This window comes from Janthinobacterium aestuarii (genome assembly GCF_051380835.1).
GTDB classification, from domain to species: domain Bacteria; phylum Pseudomonadota; class Gammaproteobacteria; order Burkholderiales; family Burkholderiaceae_D; genus Janthinobacterium; species Janthinobacterium aestuarii.
On the sequence record NZ_JBNYXU010000013.1, the window covers coordinates 114565 to 137404 of the forward strand.

Annotated in this window: 24 protein-coding genes, 1 tRNA gene and 2 pseudogenes; 18 read left to right on the forward strand and 9 right to left on the reverse strand. The window is 54.0% G+C overall.

The window, feature by feature from the left end:
- Window positions 1-33 precede the first annotated feature (33 nt).
- The 5 genes from ACQ4WO_RS26595 to ACQ4WO_RS26615 all read left to right on the forward strand — a co-directional run bounded on the left by ACQ4WO_RS26595 (window position 34) and on the right by ACQ4WO_RS26615 (window position 5654).
- A complete protein-coding gene (locus ACQ4WO_RS26595) occupies window positions 34-1407 on the forward strand; it encodes a cache domain-containing protein (RefSeq protein ID WP_436483916.1) in 1374 nt (457 codons plus the stop codon).
- Window positions 1408-1413: 6 nt separating this feature from the next.
- On the forward strand, window positions 1414-2043 hold the full coding sequence (locus tag ACQ4WO_RS26600; protein WP_139090879.1) for a response regulator transcription factor: 630 nt from the start codon (window positions 1414-1416) through the stop codon (window positions 2041-2043).
- A gap of 265 nt (window positions 2044-2308) precedes the next feature.
- A complete protein-coding gene (locus ACQ4WO_RS26605) occupies window positions 2309-3433 on the forward strand; it encodes an EAL and HDOD domain-containing protein (RefSeq protein ID WP_436483917.1) in 1125 nt (374 codons plus the stop codon).
- A gap of 1 nt (window position 3434) precedes the next feature.
- On the forward strand, window positions 3435-5480 hold the full coding sequence (locus tag ACQ4WO_RS26610) for a putative bifunctional diguanylate cyclase/phosphodiesterase (RefSeq protein WP_436483918.1): 2046 nt from the start codon (window positions 3435-3437) through the stop codon (window positions 5478-5480).
- An 84-nt stretch (window positions 5481-5564) separates the two neighbouring features.
- Window positions 5565-5654 (forward strand) — tRNA-Ser (locus ACQ4WO_RS26615).
- Between the two features lie 129 nt (window positions 5655-5783).
- Here ACQ4WO_RS26615 and ACQ4WO_RS26620 read toward each other — a convergent pair.
- Entirely contained in the window at window positions 5784-6188 is a 405-nt protein-coding gene (locus ACQ4WO_RS26620) for a site-specific integrase (RefSeq protein ID WP_436483919.1), read from the reverse strand.
- A gap of 50 nt (window positions 6189-6238) precedes the next feature.
- Here ACQ4WO_RS26620 and ACQ4WO_RS28115 point away from each other — a divergent pair, with 50 nt between their 5' ends.
- On the forward strand, window positions 6239-6526 hold the full coding sequence (locus ACQ4WO_RS28115; protein WP_495542773.1) for a YdcA family protein: 288 nt from the start codon (window positions 6239-6241) through the stop codon (window positions 6524-6526).
- Between the two features lie 162 nt (window positions 6527-6688).
- On the opposite strand, the gene ACQ4WO_RS26625 is transcribed toward ACQ4WO_RS28115, so the two are convergent.
- The gene (locus tag ACQ4WO_RS26625; protein WP_436483920.1) at window positions 6689-7813 is read right to left on the reverse strand and encodes an ATP-binding protein; all 1125 of its coding nucleotides are present in this window, start codon (window positions 7811-7813) and stop codon (window positions 6689-6691) included.
- A gap of 130 nt (window positions 7814-7943) precedes the next feature.
- Here ACQ4WO_RS26625 and ACQ4WO_RS26630 point away from each other — a divergent pair.
- From ACQ4WO_RS26630 to ACQ4WO_RS26645, 4 genes and pseudogenes are all read left to right on the forward strand, one after another.
- Window positions 7944-8603, forward strand: a pseudogene (locus ACQ4WO_RS26630) (phage portal protein); the annotation flags it as partial.
- The gene (locus ACQ4WO_RS26635; protein WP_436483921.1) at window positions 8600-8815 is read left to right on the forward strand and encodes a hypothetical protein; all 216 of its coding nucleotides are present in this window, start codon (window positions 8600-8602) and stop codon (window positions 8813-8815) included. The pseudogene ACQ4WO_RS26630 and the gene ACQ4WO_RS26635, both read left to right, overlap by 4 nt.
- A 532-nt stretch (window positions 8816-9347) precedes the next feature.
- Window positions 9348-10481 (forward strand): sensor histidine kinase, encoded by a 1134-nt coding sequence (locus ACQ4WO_RS26640; RefSeq protein WP_436483922.1) that lies wholly within the window; start codon window positions 9348-9350, stop codon window positions 10479-10481.
- Window positions 10482-10685: 204 nt separating this feature from the next.
- A complete protein-coding gene (locus ACQ4WO_RS26645; RefSeq protein WP_436483923.1) occupies window positions 10686-11060 on the forward strand; it encodes a response regulator in 375 nt (124 codons plus the stop codon).
- Window positions 11061-11260: 200 nt separating this feature from the next.
- On the opposite strand, the gene ACQ4WO_RS26650 is transcribed toward ACQ4WO_RS26645, so the two are convergent.
- Together ACQ4WO_RS26650 and ACQ4WO_RS26655 are read right to left on the reverse strand one after the other, a co-directional pair.
- A complete protein-coding gene (locus ACQ4WO_RS26650) occupies window positions 11261-12412 on the reverse strand; it encodes an ATP-binding protein (RefSeq protein ID WP_436483924.1) in 1152 nt (383 codons plus the stop codon).
- The gene (locus tag ACQ4WO_RS26655; protein ID WP_436483925.1) at window positions 12409-12798 is read right to left on the reverse strand and encodes a response regulator; all 390 of its coding nucleotides are present in this window, start codon (window positions 12796-12798) and stop codon (window positions 12409-12411) included. Before ACQ4WO_RS26655 ends, ACQ4WO_RS26650 begins: the two co-directional genes overlap by 4 nt.
- Before the next feature lie 632 nt (window positions 12799-13430).
- Here ACQ4WO_RS26655 and ACQ4WO_RS26660 point away from each other — a divergent pair.
- Window positions 13431-13820, forward strand: a pseudogene (locus ACQ4WO_RS26660) (phage portal protein); the annotation flags it as partial.
- Between the two features lie 905 nt (window positions 13821-14725).
- Window positions 14726-14971 (forward strand): hypothetical protein, encoded by a 246-nt coding sequence (locus ACQ4WO_RS26665; protein ID WP_436483926.1) that lies wholly within the window; start codon window positions 14726-14728, stop codon window positions 14969-14971.
- A 101-nt stretch (window positions 14972-15072) separates the two neighbouring features.
- On the opposite strand, the gene ACQ4WO_RS26670 is transcribed toward ACQ4WO_RS26665, so the two are convergent.
- Complete coding sequence (locus tag ACQ4WO_RS26670) at window positions 15073-15327, reverse strand: hypothetical protein (protein ID WP_436483927.1); 255 nt, start codon at window positions 15325-15327, stop codon at window positions 15073-15075.
- Between the two features lie 170 nt (window positions 15328-15497).
- Window positions 15498-15791 carry a hypothetical protein gene (locus ACQ4WO_RS26675; protein ID WP_436483928.1) on the reverse strand — a complete coding sequence of 98 codons (294 nt, stop codon included), beginning with the start codon at window positions 15789-15791 and terminating at the stop codon, window positions 15498-15500.
- A gap of 222 nt (window positions 15792-16013) precedes the next feature.
- On the opposite strand from ACQ4WO_RS26675, the gene ACQ4WO_RS26680 reads away from it, so the two are divergent.
- Window positions 16014-16346: an SOS response-associated peptidase family protein gene (locus ACQ4WO_RS26680; RefSeq protein ID WP_436483929.1), complete on the forward strand. Its 333-nt coding sequence runs from the start codon at window positions 16014-16016 to the stop codon at window positions 16344-16346.
- Complete coding sequence (locus ACQ4WO_RS26685) at window positions 16340-16549, forward strand: SOS response-associated peptidase family protein (protein ID WP_436483930.1); 210 nt, start codon at window positions 16340-16342, stop codon at window positions 16547-16549. Before ACQ4WO_RS26680 ends, ACQ4WO_RS26685 begins: the two co-directional genes overlap by 7 nt.
- Before the next feature lie 498 nt (window positions 16550-17047).
- Here the strand turns inward: ACQ4WO_RS26685 and ACQ4WO_RS26690 are convergent, their stop codons facing one another.
- Entirely contained in the window at window positions 17048-17326 is a 279-nt protein-coding gene (locus ACQ4WO_RS26690; protein ID WP_436483931.1) for a hypothetical protein, read from the reverse strand.
- A 294-nt stretch (window positions 17327-17620) separates the two neighbouring features.
- Between ACQ4WO_RS26690 and ACQ4WO_RS26695 the strand changes: the two genes are divergently transcribed.
- Together ACQ4WO_RS26695 and ACQ4WO_RS26700 are read left to right on the forward strand one after the other, a co-directional pair.
- A complete protein-coding gene (locus ACQ4WO_RS26695; protein ID WP_436483932.1) occupies window positions 17621-17998 on the forward strand; it encodes a response regulator in 378 nt (125 codons plus the stop codon).
- An 897-nt stretch (window positions 17999-18895) separates the two neighbouring features.
- Entirely contained in the window at window positions 18896-19174 is a 279-nt protein-coding gene (locus tag ACQ4WO_RS26700; RefSeq protein WP_436483933.1) for a hypothetical protein, read from the forward strand.
- Window positions 19175-19664: 490 nt separating this feature from the next.
- On the opposite strand, the gene ACQ4WO_RS26705 is transcribed toward ACQ4WO_RS26700, so the two are convergent.
- Window positions 19665-20189 (reverse strand): FxDxF family PEP-CTERM protein, encoded by a 525-nt coding sequence (locus ACQ4WO_RS26705; RefSeq protein ID WP_436483934.1) that lies wholly within the window; start codon window positions 20187-20189, stop codon window positions 19665-19667.
- Between the two features lie 322 nt (window positions 20190-20511).
- Complete coding sequence (locus ACQ4WO_RS26710; protein WP_436483935.1) at window positions 20512-20814, reverse strand: hypothetical protein; 303 nt, start codon at window positions 20812-20814, stop codon at window positions 20512-20514.
- A 439-nt stretch (window positions 20815-21253) separates the two neighbouring features.
- On the opposite strand from ACQ4WO_RS26710, the gene ACQ4WO_RS26715 reads away from it, so the two are divergent.
- Window positions 21254-21526: a DUF4242 domain-containing protein gene (locus ACQ4WO_RS26715; RefSeq protein ID WP_436483936.1), complete on the forward strand. Its 273-nt coding sequence runs from the start codon at window positions 21254-21256 to the stop codon at window positions 21524-21526.
- Window positions 21527-22305: 779 nt separating this feature from the next.
- Window positions 22306-22809 (forward strand): hypothetical protein, encoded by a 504-nt coding sequence (locus ACQ4WO_RS26720; protein ID WP_436483937.1) that lies wholly within the window; start codon window positions 22306-22308, stop codon window positions 22807-22809.
- The last annotated feature ends 31 nt before the right edge of the window (window positions 22810-22840 follow it).

Sequence of the window (22840 nt, forward strand, 5' to 3'; positions counted from 1 at the left end):
ACCAGCATCGACGCCGCCGGAGCGCGCAAGGCCATGAAACTCAGACAGAAAGTCATCTTCCTGGCCATCACGCCGCTCATCCTCGCCCTGTGCGCCATCGCGTTCGCCGTGCGGCACCAGGCGATTACCCTGGCCGAGCAGCAGCGCGCCACCATCCAGCAAGCGTATCTGGCCAGCAAGGAAGCCGAGCTCAAGCATTACGTGACCCTGGCCAGCCATTCCATCGCCTCCCTCTACCAGTCGGGGCGCAAGGATGCCGCCACGCAGGAGGAGGCCAAGCGCATCCTGTCCGCCCTCAGCTATGGCGACGACGGCTATTTCTTCATCTATGATTTGCAGGGCAAGTCGCTGATGCATCCGCGCCAGCCCGAACTGGTGGGGCAGAACCTGTGGCAATTGCGCGACGCCGAAGGCAATCTGACCATCCAGCGGCTGATGCAGCGGGCCAAGAGCGGCGGCGGTTTCGAACGCTACAACTGGATCAAGCCGTCGACGAACAAGTCCGCGCCCAAGCTCGGCTATGTGATCCTGATGCCGGAATGGGGCTGGATGATGGGTACCGGCATTTATATGGATGACGTGGACCAGGCGCTGGCCAAGGTCGACGCCCAGCAGTCGCGCAATATCCGCTCGACCATGGAGCTGATCGCCGCCATCGCCATCCTCGGTTCCCTGCTGGTGGCCGCCTGCGGCCTCGTGCTGAACTTGCGCGAACTGCGCGTGGCCGACGCCAAGCTGAAAGTGCTGGCGCAGAGGGTGGTGGAATCGCAGGAAGAAGAGCGGGCGCGGCTGTCGCGCGACTTGCATGACGGCATCAGCCAGTGGCTCGTGTCGATCAAGCTGCAGATCGAGGCGGGCATCGCGCGCCTGGGCGGCAATGCGGAACAGAAAGACAAGGCGCCCGCCACGTTCGAGCGGGCCGCCGAACAGCTGAACAAGGTGCTGGGCGAGGTGCGGCGCATTTCGCACAATCTGCGCCCGGCCATTTTGGATGACCTGGGCCTGGCCGCCGCGCTCGACCACCTCGTGCATGAATTCAACGACAGCAGCAGCGCGCAAGCCAGTTTCACGGCCAGCCCCGCGGCGGCGGGCGAGGGCTTGCCCGATATGGTGAATACTGTGCTGTTCCGCATTGCCCAGGAAGCGCTGACCAATTGCGAGCGCCATGCCCACGCCCGCGGCGTGGAGGTGAGCCTGCACGAGGCAGGCAAGGCCGTGGAATTGCGTATCCAGGATAATGGCGGCGGCTTCGATTTCGACGGCATCGCCCTGCATCCTCAGCGCGGCATTGGCCTGCGCAACATGACGGAACGCATGGAAGCCATCGGCGGCAGCCTGCACATCACCTCGTCTCCGGCCGGCACCGTGGTGCTGGCGCGGCTCGAGCTTTCCTCCACATTAAAATAGAGAACCATGACCGAGAAGATCAACATCCTGCTGGTGGACGACCACCCCCTCGTGCGCGACGGCTTGCGCGCGCGCCTGGAAGCGGTGGCGCATTTCGACGTCGTGGCCGAGGCGGGCGGCGCCGACGAAGCATTGAGTCAGGCGCGCGCGCACCAGGTGGACCTCGTGCTGATGGATATCAATATGCGCGGCACGAACGGGATTGAAGCAACGGCGCTGTTCAAGCAGGCGTTTCCGCAGATCGCCGTGCTGATCCTGTCCATGCACGACAAGCTCGAATACGTGTCGCAAGCCATCGCCGCCGGGGCGCGCGGTTATGTGCTTAAAGATGCTCCTGGGAAAGATATTGTGTTTGCCATCGAGACCGTGATGTCCGGCGGCATTTATTACAGCGCCGCCCTGGCGCGGCAACTGTCTCGCCCGCAAGTCCACGATTCCTTCCTCACCACGCGTGAGCAGCAAGTGCTGCAGCACATTGCGGGAGGCCAGTCGAACAAGCAGATCGCCCGCGCGCTGGACCTGAGCGTGCGTACGGTGGAGACGCACCGGCTGAACATCAAGCGCAAGCTCGGCATCGAAGGGCAGGCCGAATTGATCAAATACGCGGTCGAGCACGCGCATGGCGGCAGCGCCTGAGCAAGCGTGCGCGGTGCCGGGTTTTTGTCGCACCCGCATGACAGGCGGGTCTCGCGGGGGAATGTTCTTTTTGAATATTTATTGCCAAAATTAAACTGTTTCGTGGGTGAGATTCGGATAGAATGATTCTCGCTGTCGAGGGCATTCCCTGTCGGGCCAGGGTTGCCAATGCTGGTCAGTTTATTTACTATGGCGCCCTACCCACACTGAGATACCGATGTCAGCGTCTGAATCAAACCTGTTTCCGTTGGTGGGATTACAAGCAGTGGCCAATGCTCATAACGAGTGGGTCGCTGTCACCTTGCATGGTCCGCAGGCCTCGACGGCGCCGCTGCTGGCGGCGCTGGCCGCTGCCGATGCGTATGCCTTCCTGGCGCCGCTCGATTGCATCATTCCCCTGGCCGACCCGCATGGCGTGGACGAGGCCGTGCTGGCGCAACTGGCGCCGCAACGCACCATCTTCCGTTTGCCGGCCCAGCTTGCCGGCGACAAGCAACTCCAGAAAAAATGCCGGCAATGGCGCGACGCCGGCTACCGCATCCTTCTCGATGGCGCCGATGCCGGCCCTGTGGCGGCGGCGCAATTCGAGGCGCGCGCGCTGAGCTTTGACGCTGCCGGCGCGCACCCGGCCCTGCACCAGCTGCTGCCCTTGCCGGGGCCGCACCTGGCCTACAACATCGCCGATGCGGAGCAGATTGCCGCATTGCAAGAACTCGGCGTCAGCTGGTTTGCCGGCGATTACGCTTTGCAACATGCGCGCCAGCAAGGCGAGCCGGAAGACGCCACGTCGCGGCGCCGGCTGATGTCGCTGCTGGGCCTGCTGGCCCGCGATGCCGACGCGCACGAGCTGGAAGTGCCGCTCAAGCAAGACCCGGCCCTCAGTTATCATTTATTGAAACTGGTCAATTCAGCCGCCTTCGGTTTCACGGCGCCGATTACCAGCTTCAGCCAGGCCATCACCCTGCTGGGCCGGCGCCAGCTGCAGCGCTGGCTGCAACTGCTGCTGTATGCGCGGCAACAGGACGATGGCAAGATCCACGCACTGCTGCCGCTGGCGGCCGTGCGCGCGGCGCAGATGGAAGCGCTGTGCCAGCTGCGCGGCGGCGACCGCAACGCGCAAGACCTGGCCTTCATGGCGGGCGTGTTTTCGCTGCTCGACGTCCTGCTGGGCATGCCGATGCAAGAGATCATCGCCACCCTGAACCTGGCGCCCGAAGTCAGCGCCGCCTTGCTGGAACGCAATGGCGAGCTGGGCACCTTGCTGGCGCTGGTCGAAAGCGCCACGCCGCCGCCAGACGGCTTGCGCCGCGCCGGCATCGATGGAGAAACCTATTGGCGCAGCCTGCTGCAGGCCTACCAATGGGCCATCCAGGTCAGCCGGAACCTCTAGCATGGCCCTGTTTCCGGTGTCGGATTTCCTCGGTGACAGCGCCGCCCTGTGCGACGCCGTCGTGCGTTTGCGCGGCCCCGCGCTGGTCGCTGAGTTGGGCCGTATCGCCAGCACGGTGACGGCCAGCCCGCATGGCCAGTTCCTGCCTGCGGCCAGTACGGACGCCGCTGCGCCGGCCGTGCCGTTTCCCCGCGATACGCCCGCCTTGCTGCAGGAAGTCAGGTTCGATGGCCACTGTTTTGGCCATTACAGCGTGGCCGGCCGCCCGCTGTATAACGACGCCGACCGCCGCCACCTGGCCAGCCTGGCATCGTTGACGGCCGGCGTCCTGCAAGTGCATTTGCTGGCGCAACGCTCGACTCATGCCTACGCGCAAGTCGAAGCCTTGCTGGCGCAGCAGACGCAAATCCTCGACCAGTTGCACGAATCCGTGCTGACGATGGACTTGACCGGTTACATCACCAGCTGGAACAAGGGCGCCGAGCGCCTGTTCGGCTACACTTCGGTGGAAGCCGTGGGACGCAACATCCTGTTCCTGTACGACGACGAAGACACGGGTTTCCACGATGCCTTCCTGGAGCAGGGAGGGCGCCTGATGGAGGTGCGCCGCCGAAAGAAGTCGGGCGAGGTTTTCTGGGCCAGCTTGTCCCTGTCGCCGCTGCAAGACCTGGACGACAAGCGCATCGGACTCATCGCCTACCTGACGGACATCACGGAACGCAAGCTGGCCGAAGAGCGGCTGCACCACCTGGCGTATTACGACCCGCTGACCAGCTTGCCCAACCGCACCTTGCTGGCCAAGCTGGTCGACCAGGCCCTGAGTGTGGCGCAGCGCAGCAAGATGCTCGGCTGCGTGCTGTTCATCGACCTGAACCGCTTTAAACTGATCAACGACACCCTGGGCCGGCGCATCGGTGACGAACTGCTGCGCCAGGTCTCCCTGCGTTTCCGCCAGGTATTGCGCGACCAGGACCTGGTGGCGCGCCTGGGCGGCGACGAGTTCGCCGTCGGCCTGTTCGACATCGGCCAGCATTTCGAAGCGAGCATGGTGGCGCAAAAGCTGCTGGCCTCGCTGATGGAGCCGTTCCTGATCGAAGGCCACGACTTGCGCGTGGGCGCCAGCATCGGCATCAGCGTCTATCCGCAAGACGCGCAGGACGCGGAAACCCTGCTGCGCCTGGCCGACATCGCCATGTACCGCGCCAAGCAGGACGGCGGCGGCGAAGCGGAAAGCGTGGCTTTCTACAGCCAGGACATGAACCTGGGCATGCAGGCGCGCATGCGCCTGGAAACAGGCTTGCGCCAGGCACTGTCGGAACAGCAGCTGCTGCTGCACTACCAGCCGAAATACGCCCTGGGCAGCGGCCGCATCATCGGCGCCGAAGCGCTGGTGCGCTGGCACCACCCGCAGCACGGCATGATCCCGCCCGCCGAGTTTATTCCTTTGGCCGAATCGACTGGCCTGGTGGTGCAAGTGGGCGAATGGGTGCTGGAGGCGGCCTGCGCCCAGGCGCAAGCGTGGAAACTGGCCGGCCTGCCGCCGATCCGCCTGGCCGTCAACGTCTCCGCCCGCGAATTCACGGCAGCCCTGCCCGCCAGGGTGGCGGCGACTTTGGCCCGCTACGGCCTGGAAGCGGCCTGGCTGGAACTGGAAATCACGGAAAGCACCTTGATGCACAACATCGAGAGAGTCATCGGCATCATGGACCGTATCACGGCCTTGGGTGTGGCCCTGTCGCTGGACGACTTCGGCACCGGTTACTCCAGCCTGTCCTATTTGAAACGCTTCCCCATCGATACCCTGAAAATCGACAGGTCTTTTACCACCGGTATCCCCACCGATGCCAGCGACTGCGCCATCGCCAGCACCATCATCAGCATCGCCCAGCAGCTGCACCATAAAGTGATCGCCGAAGGCGTGGAAACGGCCGAGCAGCTGGCCTTCCTGAAGAGCTCAGGCTGCGACGAAGTGCAGGGCTATCTGTTCTCGCGCCCCTTGCCGGCGGGGGAGTTCGAACGGGCGCTGCGGGAAAATTGGGGCGTGTAAGGCTGGCGTGTCCGCTCTTTCCTGTCAGGCAAACGGTGCTAGCCATTGGTAAGCCACGGACCTTTATGTATAATGCTGCCATCTGGAAGCGTGGCCGAGTGGTTGAAGGCACTAGTCTTGAAAACTAGCGATGGGTTACACTGTTCGTGAGTTCGAATCTCACCGCTTCCGCCAGAAATATGAAAATAAGCCCTTGATTATCAAGGGCTTATTTTTTTTGTGCCGTCGCCTGAAAAATCCCTGATGTAAAGCGTCATTTTCAACTTAGCGCTAATTTGCGGAAATGGTTTCCGCAACTCACTGCTAGCGGGCAGGGCGGACAGCCTGGCCAATGCGCCTGTAGACCTTTTCCGTGATGACTTTTTCACTATGCCCCTGCAGGGAGCTGGCGGCCCCCAGGTCGGCAATGTCGCTGGCGGAGCGCGCCCGGATATCGCGGAACTGGAAAGCCTTGATGCGGCTGGCCAGCTCTTCGTCGCCAGCCTTTAGCGCCAGTTCCGCTGCAGCTTTCCGGGCGCTATCGAAGCGCAGGCGCAAATGCCACTTCTTGACCTGGCAACCATTCGGCAGCGCGACGATGAAGGTGGTGCGCGGCCGGTGCGGGCGCGCGTGGATGCGCTCGATGACCTTCGCCAGTTCGGACTTGATGCCGTCGTGCTCGAGCACGATGCGCAGCAGCTTGTTGCTCTTGCCCTGGCGCACCTGCAACGCCCCATCCTTAAATCGCCGTCGCGCATCTTGAGCAGGTTCGCTGGCCGCTGGCCGCGAACACGCCTTGCTCTGGCCGCAAGGGTGGTGTTTCTCATTGTGACGGTGCGACTTTCGTATGCAATGACGGTTCGATCAGTGCATCGAAAAAGATATGTTCCGCAATTGGCCAGCCAGCAAAGACACCTGTGGCCGATACTTCCGGCTGCTCATGCCGCATTGGAAACCACTGCACCGGGCCACGTGGCGGACAGTACTGTTTGAACGATAGTGGTGCCAAGAGTTACCGACGCCGCAAATTTTCACACTGTTTAAACACACGACAGGCGTCGCTTTAGGAGCTGTGGTAGCGGTGGCCGTTGCGTGATGAGAATCGCGGGCAGTAGTGCCTTGCTGATTGCGTGGGGGCACCAGAATCACTGTGGTTTTAAAGGATGGATGGGCCTTGTGATCGATGGAATCGCCTAGGGCTGAAAAAAGGCTTGAAGCTTAGATTCGCTCTAATCTCGAGGTATGTTGACTAAAAAAACAGTGCCAGTCTTTTCGTCTGAAGTGACCTTGATATCACCGCCATGTGCAATCGCGATTTGTTTAGCGATGAACAAGCCTAAGCCTAGGCTTGAGCGCGGTCTCTCATTTCCCAATTGTTCAGGTAATTGCACTAATGCATCGAACAACGTTGGCAACATAACCTCTGGAATTGTCGGGCCTTCATTACGCACTTCTAGGAAGATGCTATCTTTCTCCCCTGAAATTTTGACAATGATCGATTTGCCTGGAGTGCCATACTGAGCTGCATTATTAGCTAAATTAGCGAGTAATTGTTGAAGTCGCGGCTTATCGAAAGAGCCGGTCAAACTTCCATGGACATGAAGTTCGAACACAGAACACGGGTGGGCGGCGTTGGCTTCCTCGATAGCACTTTGAATGATTTCACGAACATCACATAAGCTTCGCTCTATCGGTATGCCATCACCTAATTGCATGCGTGCAAAGGTTAGTAGATCGTTAACCATTACATTCATTGTTGCGGCACTACGCCCCACTCGCTGCCCCATGCGTCGAACTTCTTCATCAAATATCCCCTCTCGTGAGAGAAAGGCACCTGCGACAGAAGTAATTGCTAACGGTCCTCGCAGATCGTGTCCTAAGATTGCAAGGAAGATATCCCTGGTTTGATTCACTTTGTTTGAGTAGGCTACTGCAGCTTCGGCAAGAGACTGGTCTATTGCTGCATTGAAACGCATAATGTCCTTCGTACTGCTTACTGATACTTCGACGAAGACTTTACCCCAGAGTTCCAAGACGCTTGCTCGTAACGCTCTGTACTCTGCAATAAGTTGCCGGAGAGTAAAACCACTCGAATAACGTAACTTGCCATGTATTTCTGATGCACTTTCCCGTTTTGACGGAACGGTGTTCAAACCAAGCGATTTTGCTTTTGCATCTTCCGCACTCTCACTCGTTCGTATATCTGCAGCAATGAATTGCAATATCTGCTTAGCGTGATCTCGCAGCTCAAGAGGAGACATCTTGTCAGCAACTGCACCAAAGGTCGTCGCAAATCTTTCCCATTCGATAAGAATTTGCTCCATGTTATCGGTGATAAAGTTCGAAATATTCATAGTCTGCGGGAAGAAAAGAGGGTAAAAATATGATTTTTTTGACCATACCTTTGCAAGCATACAGGGTATATCAGATTCTCCTTTGGCAGCGCTCTAGAGAACTCTCCACGGGAGACTGCCCGGATACCGGCATGCGCTGGCCAAGTACATGCGGCGCGGCGTCGACCTGGGCACATATTTCTTCGTGAACGGCTACCAGGCCGTGCACCAGTTCGACAAGAGCCGCGTGTTTCACCTGATGGAACCGGACGTGAACCAGGAGCTGTACGGCGTGCCGCAGTACCTGAGCACCCTGCAATCGGCCTGGCTCAACGAGGCGGCCACCCTGTTCCGCCGCAAGTATTACAAGAACGGCTCGCACGCTGGTTTCGTGTTCTACATGACGGACGCGGCGGCCAACACCCAAGACGTGGACAACCTGCGCCAGGCCATGCGCGACAGCAAGGGGCCGGGCAACTTCCGCAACCTGTTCATGTACGCGCCGAACGGCAAGAAGGACGGCATCCAGATACTGCCCGTGTCGGACGTGGCCGCCAAGGACGAGTTTTTCAACATCAAGAGCGTCACGCGCGACGACCAGCTGGCCGCGCACCGCGTGCCGCCCCAGCTCATGGGCATCCTGCCGAACAATGCCGGCGGCTTCGGCGCCGTCGAGCCTGCCGCGCGGGTCTTCGCGCGCAACGAGCTGGTGCCCCTGCAGGCGCAGTTCATGGCGATCAACGAGTGGGCGGGCGTGGAAGTGGTGAAGTTCGCGCCGTATGAGCTGGCCGCAGGGGAGGGCGCGGCATGAGCGACCACGTCGACAACACGGACAAGATCATCTTCGCCGAGGTGGTGCGCGGCCTGGCTGCCGTGCACCGCCGGCCGGGCCTGGAGGCCCACGGCTGCTGCCACTACTGCGACGAGCCGCTGGCGCCCGGGCTGCTGTTCTGCAATGTGGACTGCCGCGACGACTACGACAAGGAGCAGGCGGCCAAAGCACGCGCCAGCCGCGCAGGATGAGCGCCACGCCGCGATAGCCGGCAGGGCGGAGCAGCGACAGACCCGCCGCGCCAGAGCGCCCCAGCCACCGCACAAGCCGCCCACGAAGCGGCTTTTTCACGTCCCGAGGAATGATGTTGCCCTGGAGGTAAGAAAAAGGCCCGTTTCGGCCCGGCGCACGCAGTTGTCCCCCTCCACACCTGCCCGCTAGTTAGGGGTCTTTTGACTCAAATGCGCGCCATGGCCGAAGGCGCATGAGGACTGGCGCGGCGGGGCGAAGAGGGGGCATGCGATTTGACGCATTTTGACGCACTTTGAGCGGTTTTTTGTGCAGCAGGTGGACGGCTTGGCAGGGTGAGGTTTCGGGTACTGGAGCGCATACAGCATGGCCGGCAAGTCTATGAGGGGCGATCGACGGGTGCAGCTACCGAATCGAGGGCTTGAATGCCTATTTAAAGTGCCTTTTTTGCATTGAGTGCTAGTATTGATTAGAGCTGTGGTGCTTTTCCGGCATCAAGCTGTAGGTGTCAGACGATGCCCATAGGAGTAGACAATGATGCACGAATTTCTCATTAATAATCGAGAGAACCTTGCTGCCCGATGTCGGGAAAAGGTTTCGCTTCGTCCAGGTCGAAAAGCATCCAAAGTGCAGCTACAGAATGGAGTACCATTGTTTCTAGATCAGTTGATCAGGACATTGGCGGTTGAGCAAACGTCTGGTTCAACGGATAGCCAAAAAATATCAGGTCCTGCTGGTGGTGGTTTAGCTCTATCTGAGATGGGTGTTTCAGCCGCAGCGCATGGAAGAGAGTTGTTAGCATTAGGGTTCACTGTTGATCAGGTTGTTCATGACTATGGCGACCTCTGTCAGGCGATTACGGATTTGGCAATCGAGCGGGATGCCCCTTTTCAGATTGACGAGTTTCGAACGTTGAACCGGTGCTTGGACAATGCGATTGCAGATGCGGTAACAGAATTCAGCTATCAACGTGACTTCATCTCCGAAGAAAGACTTGTGAAAGACAATAACGCGCGTCTAGGATACTTCGTTCATGAACTTCGAAACTTATTGGGTACGACATCTTTGGCATTTTCTGCTGCAAAGATCGGCAATTTGAATCTTTCCGGCGCCACAGGCTCAATACTAGAGCGAAGTATTTTTAGCTTAAGTAAGTTAATTGATGACTCCCTAGAAGATATCAAGGGAGTCGGTCATTCAGCTATCAACCTAAGTACCTTTAGTTTATCGTCATTTATTGAAGAGGCTCAGGCCTCCGCAGAGTTATCAGCGGGAAATTCAAGCTGTACTTTTAAAGTAATGCCAGTGGATACTGATTTGGCTATTTCCGGTAACAGACCGCTATTGCTGGCTGCATTGGCAAATATTTTGCAGAATGCATTTAAGTTTACACGGCCAAATACCCAAGTACTACTTAGCGCTTATGCGTCAGCACAAAACATTAGAATTGATGTGAAAGACAATTGCGGTGGCTTGCCGCGAGGAACGGAAGAGTCAATCTTTTTACCATTTTCACAAAGTGGTAAAAATAGAAGTGGTGCCGGTCTAGGCCTTACGATAGCGAAGCAAAGTGTAGCCGCGAATGGGGGAGAACTTAGTGTACACAGTATTCCGGATGTTGGTTGTATTTTTACTATATCTCTTCCAAGGAAGGAAGTCGTAACATGAGACGACTTGTCGGGAAAGATAGCAATTTGTCTTAGGAAGCGCATGACTGAGTCCTATCGCTTTTTGTACAGGACATGATTCAATAAAAGTTAGTCCTTAGTTCATCGGCGCTGCTGCGTGAAGGATGTCAAATAGCGACCAGTTTTTTATTTTTTGATTTGTTGTTATATGATGAAAAATCAATCGCCGGCCCGACGAATACTAGTGGTAGACGACAACCGTGATGCTGCAGACATGCTGGCAGACCTCCTTACTATGTTTGGTCACGTTGCTGTTCCTGTTTATGGGGGGGCAGAGGCTCTGTTACAGGCTAAATTGTTCGTGCCAAATGTTATTTTTTTAGATATCGGTATGCCTGGGGTTGATGGTTTTGATGTGGTGCGAGAACTCAAAAAATCGGACTTGTTTACATCTGCCAAGGTGATAGCACTGACCGCGTGGGGAGACAATGAAACTCGATATAAGGCGCGGCTGGCGGGTTTCGATATGCATCTTGTCAAGCCTGCATCCATAGAAGAAATATTGAATAGTATTACTGATACCGCGAATGCTTCGCTGCTATATCCACCCACCAGTTGAGTAGGCTATTCGATAAGATTGCCGAAGTCTGCGCTGCAGTACTGACGCTTGCAACGTCTGACAGAACCGTCCTGGGCGGGTTGTGCTATAAGGCACCCCGATGACCTGCGAATCAGAAGCTGTACAAGCGCATATACCATGTCGGGCGAATGCGTAAGTAGGCCGCGACCCACGACGCGTAGCGGGTTCGTCAGGCGTTCTTAATCATTACGCCTTCGCTGCGGGACCTGTCGTGGCAGACGTACTGTAAAAGTAACCCCATCATCCGCACTTGAGGTGACAGATACGTCTCCAAGGTGTGCGGTGACAATCTCTTTCACCACATACAGACCCAAGCCTAAATTCTGCATGCGCGGACCCACACGTTCGCTGGGGGGGCGTATGGCGAAGCGCTTAATGGGATCAAACAGCGTACGCAGTACTTTAGGTGAAATGACCTCTGCCTCATTATGGACTGTATAGGTGATTTCTTGTGTTGAGCCAATGATTGTAATCCTGATGGCGCTGTGAGCGGAGCTATGCTGGATTGCATTTGATATTAGATTTGAAAACGCCTGTCCTATGCGCTGTCCATCCCATGTGCCGGTCAAGTTCCCTTCTGCTACCAGTTCAAACTTGCGGTCAGGATGGAAAGTTTTTGCTTCATCGAGGGTGTGCTGGCATATTTCCAAAAGGTCAATAGTGCGTGGATCAATGGGTATTCCATAGCCAAGGTGAGTGGTTGAGAAGTCTAGGAGGTCGCGTATGATCGCATCCATGCGTTTTGAACTATTCAGAATGCGTAGCCCTACCTTCAATGCTTTGGAAGGCAAAGTCTGATCCATCAGCAGTATTTGAGCACCCATGCTAACGGCCCCGAGTGGGGTGCGCACATCGTGCCCAAGAATAGCGAGAAATAGGTTTTGCGCCTCACGCAGCATGTGCGTGTAGCGGGCCATTGATTCGGTTTGAGCCTGATCAATTGCCTCGTTAAAACGTATGATGTCTTGGATATCGTCCCCGGTGGTAAGTTCGTTTCGCTTTGCCCACAATCTCAAAACGCTGGAACGTAGTGCCCTGTATTCGGCCATCACTTGCTCGCCGGAAAAACCTGCTGCTACGCGTTCCTCAGCATGCAATTCTGCCGCAGTATTGTTTTCTGAGGAGACGGCTTTGCCATGGGACTTTGCAATGCTCTCGTGCTCTGTTTGCGGTGTATCAAGGTCTTTCGCAATGACCCGGAGTACTGCCGCCGCATGGTCGCGCAGCTCGATCTTGGTTGCATCTTCAAGGGGAGCCAGCGATCCGGCGAAGTCCTCCCATTCCATTAGTATTATCTCTAGATTTGAGGCAATGAATTTCGATAATTTCATTCGTTACCCTGCGTAGGTTTAATCGGCGTGGTGGCATATTCATTTAGCAACTTCTTTACCTCAAGTAAAAGGGACTCTACTAGGAAGGGTTTGCTGAGAAACGCCTCATAACTATTGCCAGGAGCAACCTGGCGACGCGGTGAGCCACTCATCAGTAAGATCGGTAAAGTGCTGCTGCTGTATTGAGTGCGCAATTGCTGACTGAGCTCCAGGCCTGATTGGCCAGCCATGGCGCAGTCGGAGACGAGCAAATCCGGTTTGCGATCCTGTATCTTCGTAATAGCCTCCTCGGCACTGTGTGCTATTTGCACTTCGTATCCGCTGGACTCCAGGGCCATCGAACAGGTTTCCGCCAAGTCGACATCATCTTCTACTATTAAAATCATCTATTTCTCCGGTTTTCGCCTTTGGAACCGAAGGTAAGGCTCGGCTTGGGGAAAAGCTGACCCCTACGCAGTGTTGTACATTTCCATAAGAAAATCCGTACGCTACCGCACGTTACAAGATGTAACTGCTTACATTCGGATAGGTCATCTTTCATAGCAAAATCGTTTCCGCATCGTCTGTCCGTAGCGGCGAAAACAGGAGGGAATTGAGGCGATAGAAAACCTTGGATGCGGAAGGAAATTTACTCTAAGCTACTGATATTGAATGAATATTTTAGAGACTTGAAAACTAGCGACGGGTTAAACTGTTCGTGAGTTCGAATCTCACACGCAGGGCGCCTTCATGCCCTGCGTGTGAGATTCGAAGGGCTGGGCCTACCGGCCCAGCACGCCCCGAATCCTCCACCTGCTGCCGCTGCGCGGCAGCCCCGCGCGCCGTGGGTGCGCGTTCGGGGTTCTAATCAGCTTTTCGACTGAGCCAGCTTCCACAGCACCCAATGCATCAGTTCGTGTCTGAAAGCCGGACTAACTCAATCTGACCCTCGCGTCCTAATTGGGTCTCCAACTGAACCAGCTTCTACGACGTCCGGCGCATCAGTCCGTATCTGCATGGCAGAACTGGCCCTCTCGCCCAGGACGTGGATAACCTGCGCCAGGCCATGCGCGACAGCAAGGGGCCGGGCAACTTTCGCAATCTGTTCATGTACGCACCGAACGGCAAGAAGGACGGCATCCAGATTCTGCCCGTGTCCGACGTGGCCGCCAAGGACGAGTTGTTCAACATCAGGAGTGTCACGCGCGACGACCAGCTTGCCGCGCACCGGGTGCCGCCGCAGCTCATTGGCATCCTGCCGAACAATGCCGGCGGCTTCGGCGCCGTGGAACCGGCCGCGCGCGTCTTCGCGCGCAATGAACTGGTGCCGCTGCAGGCGCAGTTCATGGCGATCAATGAGTGGGCGGGCGTGGAAGTGGTGCGCTTCGCGCCGTATGACCTGGCCACAGGCGGGGAGGGCGCGCAATGAGCGACCATATCGACAACACCGACAAGATCATCTTTGCCGAGGTGGCGCGCGGCCTGGCCGCCGTGCGGCGCCGGCCGGGCCTGGTGGCGCATGGCTGCTGCCACTACTGCGATTAGGCACTGGCGCCGGAGCTGCTGTTCTGCGATGTGAACTGCCGCGATGATTACGAGAAGGAGCAAGCGGCAAAGGCGCGCGCCGGCCGCACAGGATGACCGTCACGCCGTGATAGCCAGCAGGGCGGGGCCGCGCAGCCCAGCCGCGTCGGAGCTCCCCAGCCACCACACAAGCCGCCCATGAGGCGGCTTTTTCACGTCCCGACGAATGATATTGTGCCAAGAGCAAGAAAAATGCCCGTTTCGGCCCGGCGCGCGCAGTTGTCCCCCCTCCACACCTGCCCGCTATAGGGCTCTTTTGACTCAAATGTGCGCCATGGCCGAAGGCGCATGAGGACTGGTGCGGCGGGGCGAAGAGGGGGGATGCGATTTGACGCATTTTGACGCACTGTGAGCGGTTTTTAGCGGACCTGGTGCTAACGCCGTGGAAGAGACGTTTTCAGGTACTGGCTGGGCTGTATCGCGGCCATACGGCGTGTCCTTATTCAGTCTACGGCCACCAGTACGGCAATCGGAAACCGTGTCCGCCGCAGTTCAATTTCCTACTCACGATATGCCATTTGAACAGGTCGGCATTGAACAGCCGGTGCGCGGAATGTGCATGGACAGGTCCGACATCAAATCAGTGTACTTATTGCAATAATTTTCCGTACGGTAACATGCAGGTTGATAGTTAAAAGTTTACGAATTTAAAGACTCGATTAGAGAAAATGTTTTCTCAACGGCCACAAATTGGTCTATCGTGCGTATAAAGAAAAAGGGGCTATTTTCCTCTTTATTGATGAGGTAAAAATGGAAACTTATATTTCTTTAGTTAGAGGGGAGGCTGCTGCAGCTAACGACAGTTTGAATAATTTTAGGCAAGACACATTCACCGCACAAAAAATTGACGTTGGAGTCATCATCCAAGAAATGCTTGACACTGCTACTGCTGCTGAGTATTTGGCTAAAAATAATGTTCCGATACTTTTAGCGCTACGAGTATTGACACGCTCACACCGCAAAGCTGAGTGTCAAGGATATATAGTAGGAACTTAAATCGAAGAAAGTGTGCTGTTGCCTTGGTAATAACACTTGTTTCGAATTAACCATGCCACTGTATTAAAGGTTGCTTGGCTTTCAATAAATTGTGTCACATCCTACGATACATTTACTGGAAGTAGTGTTTTTATCACCCCGCTTTCGATAAGTTCGTATACAAGTACGGTTGCCTCAATTTCTGCTGCATGGGGTTTTTTAAATGTTGCTGATGTGGTAATTTCCACTGAGGGGTCATAAAGAATTTCATCAAATGCTAGTACAAGGATCACCCCTTGATATTGCCAAGATGAAATTTTTCGAGAAGTTATTTGATAGTGATAATGACTATGTTCATATATAGCTGTGGTGTTCATTAGTTTCTTAAGAAACCTTTCATTTCCAATCTTACTCTTGTCAGGAGGCGTTATTAAGTATAGATGCTTCTTGATTTAAATGTTCTCTTTTTCAATCGAATCACAGGTCTGCAGGAGTGCTTCGGGGCAGGGGATGAGGCGTAGGGGGGTAAAACAGCCTTGCGAAAATTTTATCTCGGTGAGTAATTTTCTTCTTTCAAGTTCTCGTTGTAGAGATGTACTATAGAAAATATGACATATAAAGTTGCCATTGGTGCATTTTTATTGATTTTTTGATCAGGTGGGCCGGGGAGAATGCATTTGCGTTTGCGTAGTGTTCCAATTCCCAGTGCGCGAACTGTGATTTCCCATTGGACAAATAATTTGCTTCGCTGATCGCCCTTCCGCCAGGAAATAAAGAAACCGCCTTCGGGCGGTTTTTTATTGCCTGGCGGAAGCGAGCAGGGCGCTTGCGCGCCCTGCATGTGAGATTCGAAGGGCTGGGCCTAGCGGCCCAGCCCGCCCCGAATCCTCCCCCTGCTGCCGCTGCGCGGCAGCTTCGCGCGCCGAGGGCGCGCGTTCGTGGTTCTAATCCGCTTTTCGACTGAGCGAGCTTTCGCAGCGCCCAACTGATCAGTCCGTGTCTGAATGAAAGCCGTACCTGACCCTCGCGTCTTCACCTGCCGCCGGAAGCCTGGCCAGGCTACATGGCGCCGATCATTCGCGCTTCGCACGACGTGCCCGGTGCAATAGAAGTTGCGCCGGCATGTTTTGGGATGGTTCCACATTGGGCCGATATGAAGCTGGCGCGCCAGACCTATAACGCCCGCACCGAAACCGGGGCGCAGAAACCATCCTTCCGCAATGCCTGGAAGCGCAAACAGTTCGGCATTATCCCCGCGGATAATTTCTTCGAACCTTGCTATGAGACTGGAAAGCCGATCCGCTGGCGCATCGAGCGTGCTGATGGAATGCCGGCCGCCATCCCCGGAATATGGGATTCCGGCCGCAAGACTTGCTGTTGTCGTTCTCGATGCTGACGATAAACGCCGATGGCCACCCGCTCATGCAGCGTTTCCACAATCCGGATGATGAAAAGCGAATGGTGATGATCCTCGACCCGGATCAGTATCACGGCTGGCTTGATGGTTCACTTGTGACCGAAGAGGATTTGTTTCAGCAGTATCCAGCGGAACGCCTGGTGGCTGTAGCTGATCCAATTTCGCCGCGTGTGAAAAAATGAACATGCGCTGGGCGCTTGCGAGCGAGAGGCCGGTCTGACAATCGGACAAAAGCTTAAAAGCTTTGTGTTTCAACGCAGTGCAAATTTTACGACGCCAGTTCTATAAAAGCAGAGGCCGTGTCAAAGTATCAAACTTGATTACCGCTCTGGACTACGACTCTGGCTGTGCAGTATGCAACATTCGATCCAGCCTCAAAATCAGCAAAGCCGCCAGGTTCACAGGTTGACCAAGCTATGTTGTGTCTCCTTTCGGCGCGCCTTAAAACAACCCTTACTGCCACGGACATGTCAATGTTATGGCGACGCATGTAGAGGATGGCATGTAGAGATCCGAATCGTCTTCCATGTCGATAGCAGAATTGACGATCGACTGGATAGAGCGTCAATTCTGCGTTCGTTAGCGAAATTTGGTGATAAAAATACATCATTCATTTTCTCACCTCTTGCTTGTAAATATGGAGACGCTGGCACCGCAAGGAGCTGACTTTAGAGAGTATTTTAAGGTTCCTTCGGCCAAGAATCGGATTTGCCATCTTGTGCAACAAGTGCAGCAACCGCACCGGTTTCTATGAGTTGGCATGCTAGCGCCGAGGCTTCGATTTGTGCAGCACACTCCGACTTAAATGAGCTTGGTGTTGGAATTTCCACAATAGGGGAATACGGTATCCCGGCATGAGCAATAAGAAGAATCATGCCTTGATACCTCCCGTCTACTTTCTTGTAGCTGACTATTTGGTATTCGTAGTCACCATGTTGCACTTTTTGGTTATTTCCCACTGACGCCTCCGTCGAGAAAGCTTGTTAGGAAGTTATCCGGGATCTATATTTTAAAACAATTTAAAAAATTGCAACGCACGGTAAAGTCAACAATGAGCGTGCGTTTTCAGTTCAATGGAAACTAGTAGCATTATTTCATTTCATGCATGTTTTCTGAAAGTTATGTATGATTTCCATCAAGTAATCTTATCTTCAGTCCTCACCCCTGACTGTTCAAAATTTCAGCCGCCTTGAACTTGCCGGCTCAATATGTGTCCCTACATGTGGATGCATTTCATGAACGGCAGGTGCTGTATGGCAAATCAAATCTCCTCCTTGCGAATCATGATTGTTGATGACAATCGTGATGCCGCCGATCTTGTCGCGGAATTTCTTGTGATGTGTGGCCATGAAGCTGTCCCCGTATATGGCGGGGCCGAGGCACTACGGACGGCCGATAGTTTTGTCCCTGATGTGGTCTTCCTTGATCTAGGAATGCCTGGGGTGAACGGCTTGGAGGTCGCATCCACCCTCCGGCAGGGAACTCGCTTCCAGCACATCAAAATGGTTGCCCTTACTGCCTGGAGTGATGACGTCACTCGAATGTTGACTAAGGCCGTGGGTTTCGATCATCATTTGGTCAAGCCGGCAGACTTGGACGACATACTCGGCCTGTTGAGTGTCGGTGCTTAAGTGTCGGAATCGTATCGCCTTGGTAACATAGAATTGATACTTCGATCATTAAAGCTGGTTTAACTTTTCTGGATCAACCCTTCTCAGGGCATTCAATATCTACAGGGAGCTCTCGTCTTCCCCAGTTAAAACTACTGCCGACTGGACTGTCAAAACGGTGCTGGGCAATGACCTCGCCGTTACAAAACATTGTGACCTGATAAGGCTGCTGGTTGAGAAATGCGTAGCCGACTAGTTCTCGAAACGCGGCCTTTGCGACGCTTTCGTCGCGTGTGTTGGTCTTGGCCCATTCATAAATGTGCTTGTCTGCAACGGATAAGTAGACTTCATACATTTGCAAGCTCACAGAGTTGTAACAAATTAGATCCCTCTGGCTGCGCGAAGTTCCATGAAGTCGGGTGTCACAGCGGCAAACGTGTCAGTTGCCTGGTCTTAGAGTGGAAAAAAACCTTAATCGCCTGACTTGCGACCAGTTCATGCGCGTAGGCGGATGCTTCAATTTCAGCAGCTCTCATCGATCTGAAAGCGCTGGGTGTGCTGTACGGCACAGATTGATCCAGCAAAGCACATGGCACCCCAATTTTCATAAACACGATGACTTCCCGATGTAGGTCATTCGTACAGAGCTCTGTTGTTAAATAGTACTCATACCCCCATACAATGCTTATGCGAGAATTGCATGAGATTTCCCTTCTTGAGAAGACCGCCACCGTATGTTCTGACGAGCTTGCCAGACGTCAGAAATACCCGATAGTATTGATCCAGATCAATAACTTTGTATGCCACAAGACTATGTCTCGACCAGAGTGTATCGGCGATTTACGTTAATATTGTAGTATCGGCTCGTCATTTTGTTGTTGAATTTATATTTTCTGCCGGGTTTTCCAGGAGGTAAGAATGAATTCAGATATCCTTGTCTCTGACGGACATTCGGAACAGTTTGACCAAGAGCGTGAGTTTTACAATGTGCTTGGCCTTGAGCTTGGCGACCTGATAGCCGCCAACGTCGCAAGTGTTGACTTGGTTGAGGTACAAAGCCGATTACTTTTGATTGGTAGTAAATTTCAAAGAGAAAATGCACCTGCGCACATCGGCGCCATGCTGACAGTTGTGTTGAGGGTCATCTTGGAGCGCCAGCGAATGAATTTACTTCACCGCACCGATGATATCGGATAGCAAAGGCGAACGTTATTCCTTGTACGCGTTGTGCTGAGGGCACAGGTATGTAAAGACTTTTATGTACGATGTGCGTGTGTAGCTAGATTGGTAGTCGTGGTTCTAATCAGCTTTTCAACTGATCCAGCTTCCATAGTACCCAACGCATCAGTCCGTGTCTGAAAGCCGGTATCTGACCCCGGACCGTTCTCCGCCCTGAAGGAGGGCGGATCAAAGCTGCGAGGGACGTTTCTCCCATTCTTGCAAGTGCGTATTGTGCAACCATTTTGATTGATGATTGCGGCTAATATGTATTTTCTTGACACCATCCATCGTGTGACCTATAAAGTAATAATAGCCCGTAAGTAACATTACGTTAAAGCTCTAAAGTTTCTCCAACTTTGGGGCTTTTTTTATTTTCTGTATTGGTGCTAGCGGTAAATCCAATAACTTGGCAAGCAATTTGGTAAATATGAAAAAAAGACGCCGCAGCGTCTTTTTGGAGGAGCACTCAAGATTGCTTCCGGCGCCGTGCCAGGAAGCCCAGTATGCCCAAGCCAGCCAGGAGCATGCCATAGGTTTCCGGTTCAGGAACAGGAGCCAGGTTCAGGTTGAAGACGCCGCCGTAGCTGCCGCCCTTGGTATTGCCCATCACTGTCAAGACCAGCGGGCCATTGAACAGGATGCTCGTTGGTGCGAGTACCTCACCCTGGGCATAGCCAAAGACGGTGGGGCCGCCAAAGCCGGTTAGTCCGATGCCGTTCAGGTCGGCGCTGGTGAAGTGGATGGAGGAACTGTCAGAACCCGTGACGGACAGGTTGGCCAGGAAGGCTTGCGCGGTGGAACCGAAGGTCGCGTTCGGTGTGAACGTGAAGGTATCGGTGAAGTCGCCGAGTGGGCTGGGCACGGCGCTGAAGCCGCTGGTCCACAGATTGCCGGTGGTGTTAACGAGGTTGACGGTGTAGGCGGTAGCGCCAGCGCTACCTATGGAAGCAGCGCTCAGTACTGCCACTGCGATGAGTGACTTTAGTTTCATCTTGATCTCCCCTGAAAAGCGATTAATGTTTCAAAAAACCATACTGCGATGACAAATTATCACTAATACTAACAGTTATCAATGTTATATTTTTATATCGCTACTTTCACTTAGATAGCCCTTTGCTACTATACGGGCATAAATTTCAGGAAGTTGCCAAAATAAAAACACATATTATCAATATTGCACAAAAAAAGAATAATTTTTTTGTACTGGAAATACTGTTGCATAGGCACCTAATTGCTGTTTGGAAAGAAAGTATGCAATGGCGTGCCGTTTCGGTTTATTGCATGCTGGATTGCGAAATGCTGATTAATGTATATCAGTCTCTTTCCGAGTCGGCGGTTGGGGAGATTATTACTGACGGTTCTTCATCCTCCTTGGCACGGAAGTAGTGGGTGCCTGATGATGCCCAGTCAGCCAGCCGCTGTGATTGATCGATCAGCACGATGACCTGGCAGCCGGCGGCCACGCTGCCGTAGTTGAGCTGCAGCATGTCGCCCCGGTGATGATGGTTGGTGCAGGTATACAAAGACTTTTTGTAGCGATCTTTATGCGTAGGTAGAATGGTAGGTACGGTTGGAGTATAGTGTCTTGAAATCTGCATAAAGCTTAGATATTTCATTACACCGCTTCCGCCAAGAAATAAAGAAACCGTCTTCGGGCGGTTTTTTATTGCCTGGTGGAAGCGAGCAGGACGCCTGCGCGCCCTGCGCGTGAGTGGGCCTACCGGACCACCCGCCCCGAATCCTCCAGCCGCTGCCGCTGCGCGGCAGCCCCGTGCGCCGCAGGCGCGCGTTCGTGGTTCTAATCAGCTTTTCGACTGGAGCCAGCTTCCACAGCATCCAACGCATTAGTTCGTGTACGAATAGCGGACCCTTACGCCCTGTAGCAACAACGCCTCAGTCCGAGTCCGAACGACACACCAGACTCTAGTGTATTCTGTGGTGATTTAAATAACATCAACCCACCAGCATGGTATATAACTAATAGATGTCACGTCATGTGTGACGCATGGGATTGGCGAGCCTTGTGCTCGCCCGAAAAACTCAAAGGAGAGCGCTATGCCAAAGTACGTTATTGAGCGTGATATTCCCGGGGCTGGAAAGTTGTCAGAGCAAGAACTTCAAGCCATTTCGCAGAAGTCATGCGGTGTACTAAGCAAGATGGGACCGCAAATTCAATGGGTCCAAAGTTATGTTACCGGCGATAAAATCTACTGTGTTTACATCGCGGCAAATGAAGAGCTCGTTCGCGAGCATGCCCAGCAAGGTGGCTTCCCTGCAAACCGCGTGTCGGAAGTCATGTCAGTCATTGACCCGACTACGGCAGAGTAGTGCCGCCCAACAATGTATTGTAGTCTCACCCCTGGCAGAGCTTTCCTCTGATGGGAGTGGGGTTGATTGTGTGCGTTAAATGACCGTTTCGGAAGAGGTTGAGCGAACGACATTGGCGAGAGGTCGCTACGGCAGAAGGGGAAGACAGGCCATCGTGCGAGGCAACGGCAGAGGGCTGCATGAAGAGGGCCGGTAAACTGTCGTTGAGTTGCGTGCAGCAATTAACGGTAGCTCAATACAATACATTCACGAAAGATGATAGATACAGCCAAGGCGCTGGTTTAAAGCAATAGGAAAACTATCCGATCTGTAGAGAAGGACCAGCTTCTATGTAAAACTGGTCCTTCTTTTATCCGCTGCATGGCAAATCGATGTCTGGCTTATACCGCGCTCCTGTTCAGATGTTGTGCAATAAATTAGACAGAGAAAATATCTTGCCTATGCGAGGACTTAATTTAGTTTCCCCACGGATCGGCATAGGGATCGCCTGAACGGCAAGATTCGCGCGTTTGCTCCACTTCGTAAGAGGTCGATTGCCCCCAGAGGATGGTGGTTCCACCATTGCAGTGGAATTGTCCTTCGCCCACTTGCTCGCTATAGCTGGCATCGGAACAGCATGCGTATGAAATGGAGTATGCCGCTGCCGCGTAAGCATAGGCTGAAAAAGCTAATAAACCTACGGAAAACGTTGCAAAAATCGACTTTTTAATGGCATTATAAAATTATTTTAAATTACTACGGTCAATGTTCTAGCGTGAAAAGAAGTCGTGATAAATTATATGACTTTTCAAAAGTGCAAATCGATACTATTCAGTGATGATGCTCTTGTTAATAATTATTTTTTAGTTATTTTCTTTGCACCTACTGCTCAAAATGAAGGGGGGCTCTCAGGAATTTACTGGAGTAGCTACGGCGCGTTGTGGCCCCCTATCGACCGGCACAAACACTTCCCATTTATGTTGTATCGTAGGCTTTACGGTCTTGTCGCAATTCACAGCAACATTCGCTCCAGACAGACCATGGCTCTTCGGCACCCATTTCACTCGCAAAGCTACCGCGCATTTCGCCACCAGAATCTTCCGGTTCGGCTGCAATACCTGCCAGCTTGTTCCATTTTTGGAATTCTCAGCGGCCATGAATTTTACTGCAGCATCCCTGATCTCAAACAAGCCATGTATGTCGCCGCGTGTCCGATCCTCGTCAAGCGTGGTGGCGCGTGCCGATCCGACACCGGCGACAAGAAAGCCGAGAAGGGCGGCGCACACGCGTTTATTCCATCGTAACGATAGCAACATATTTACAACCCAAACTGGC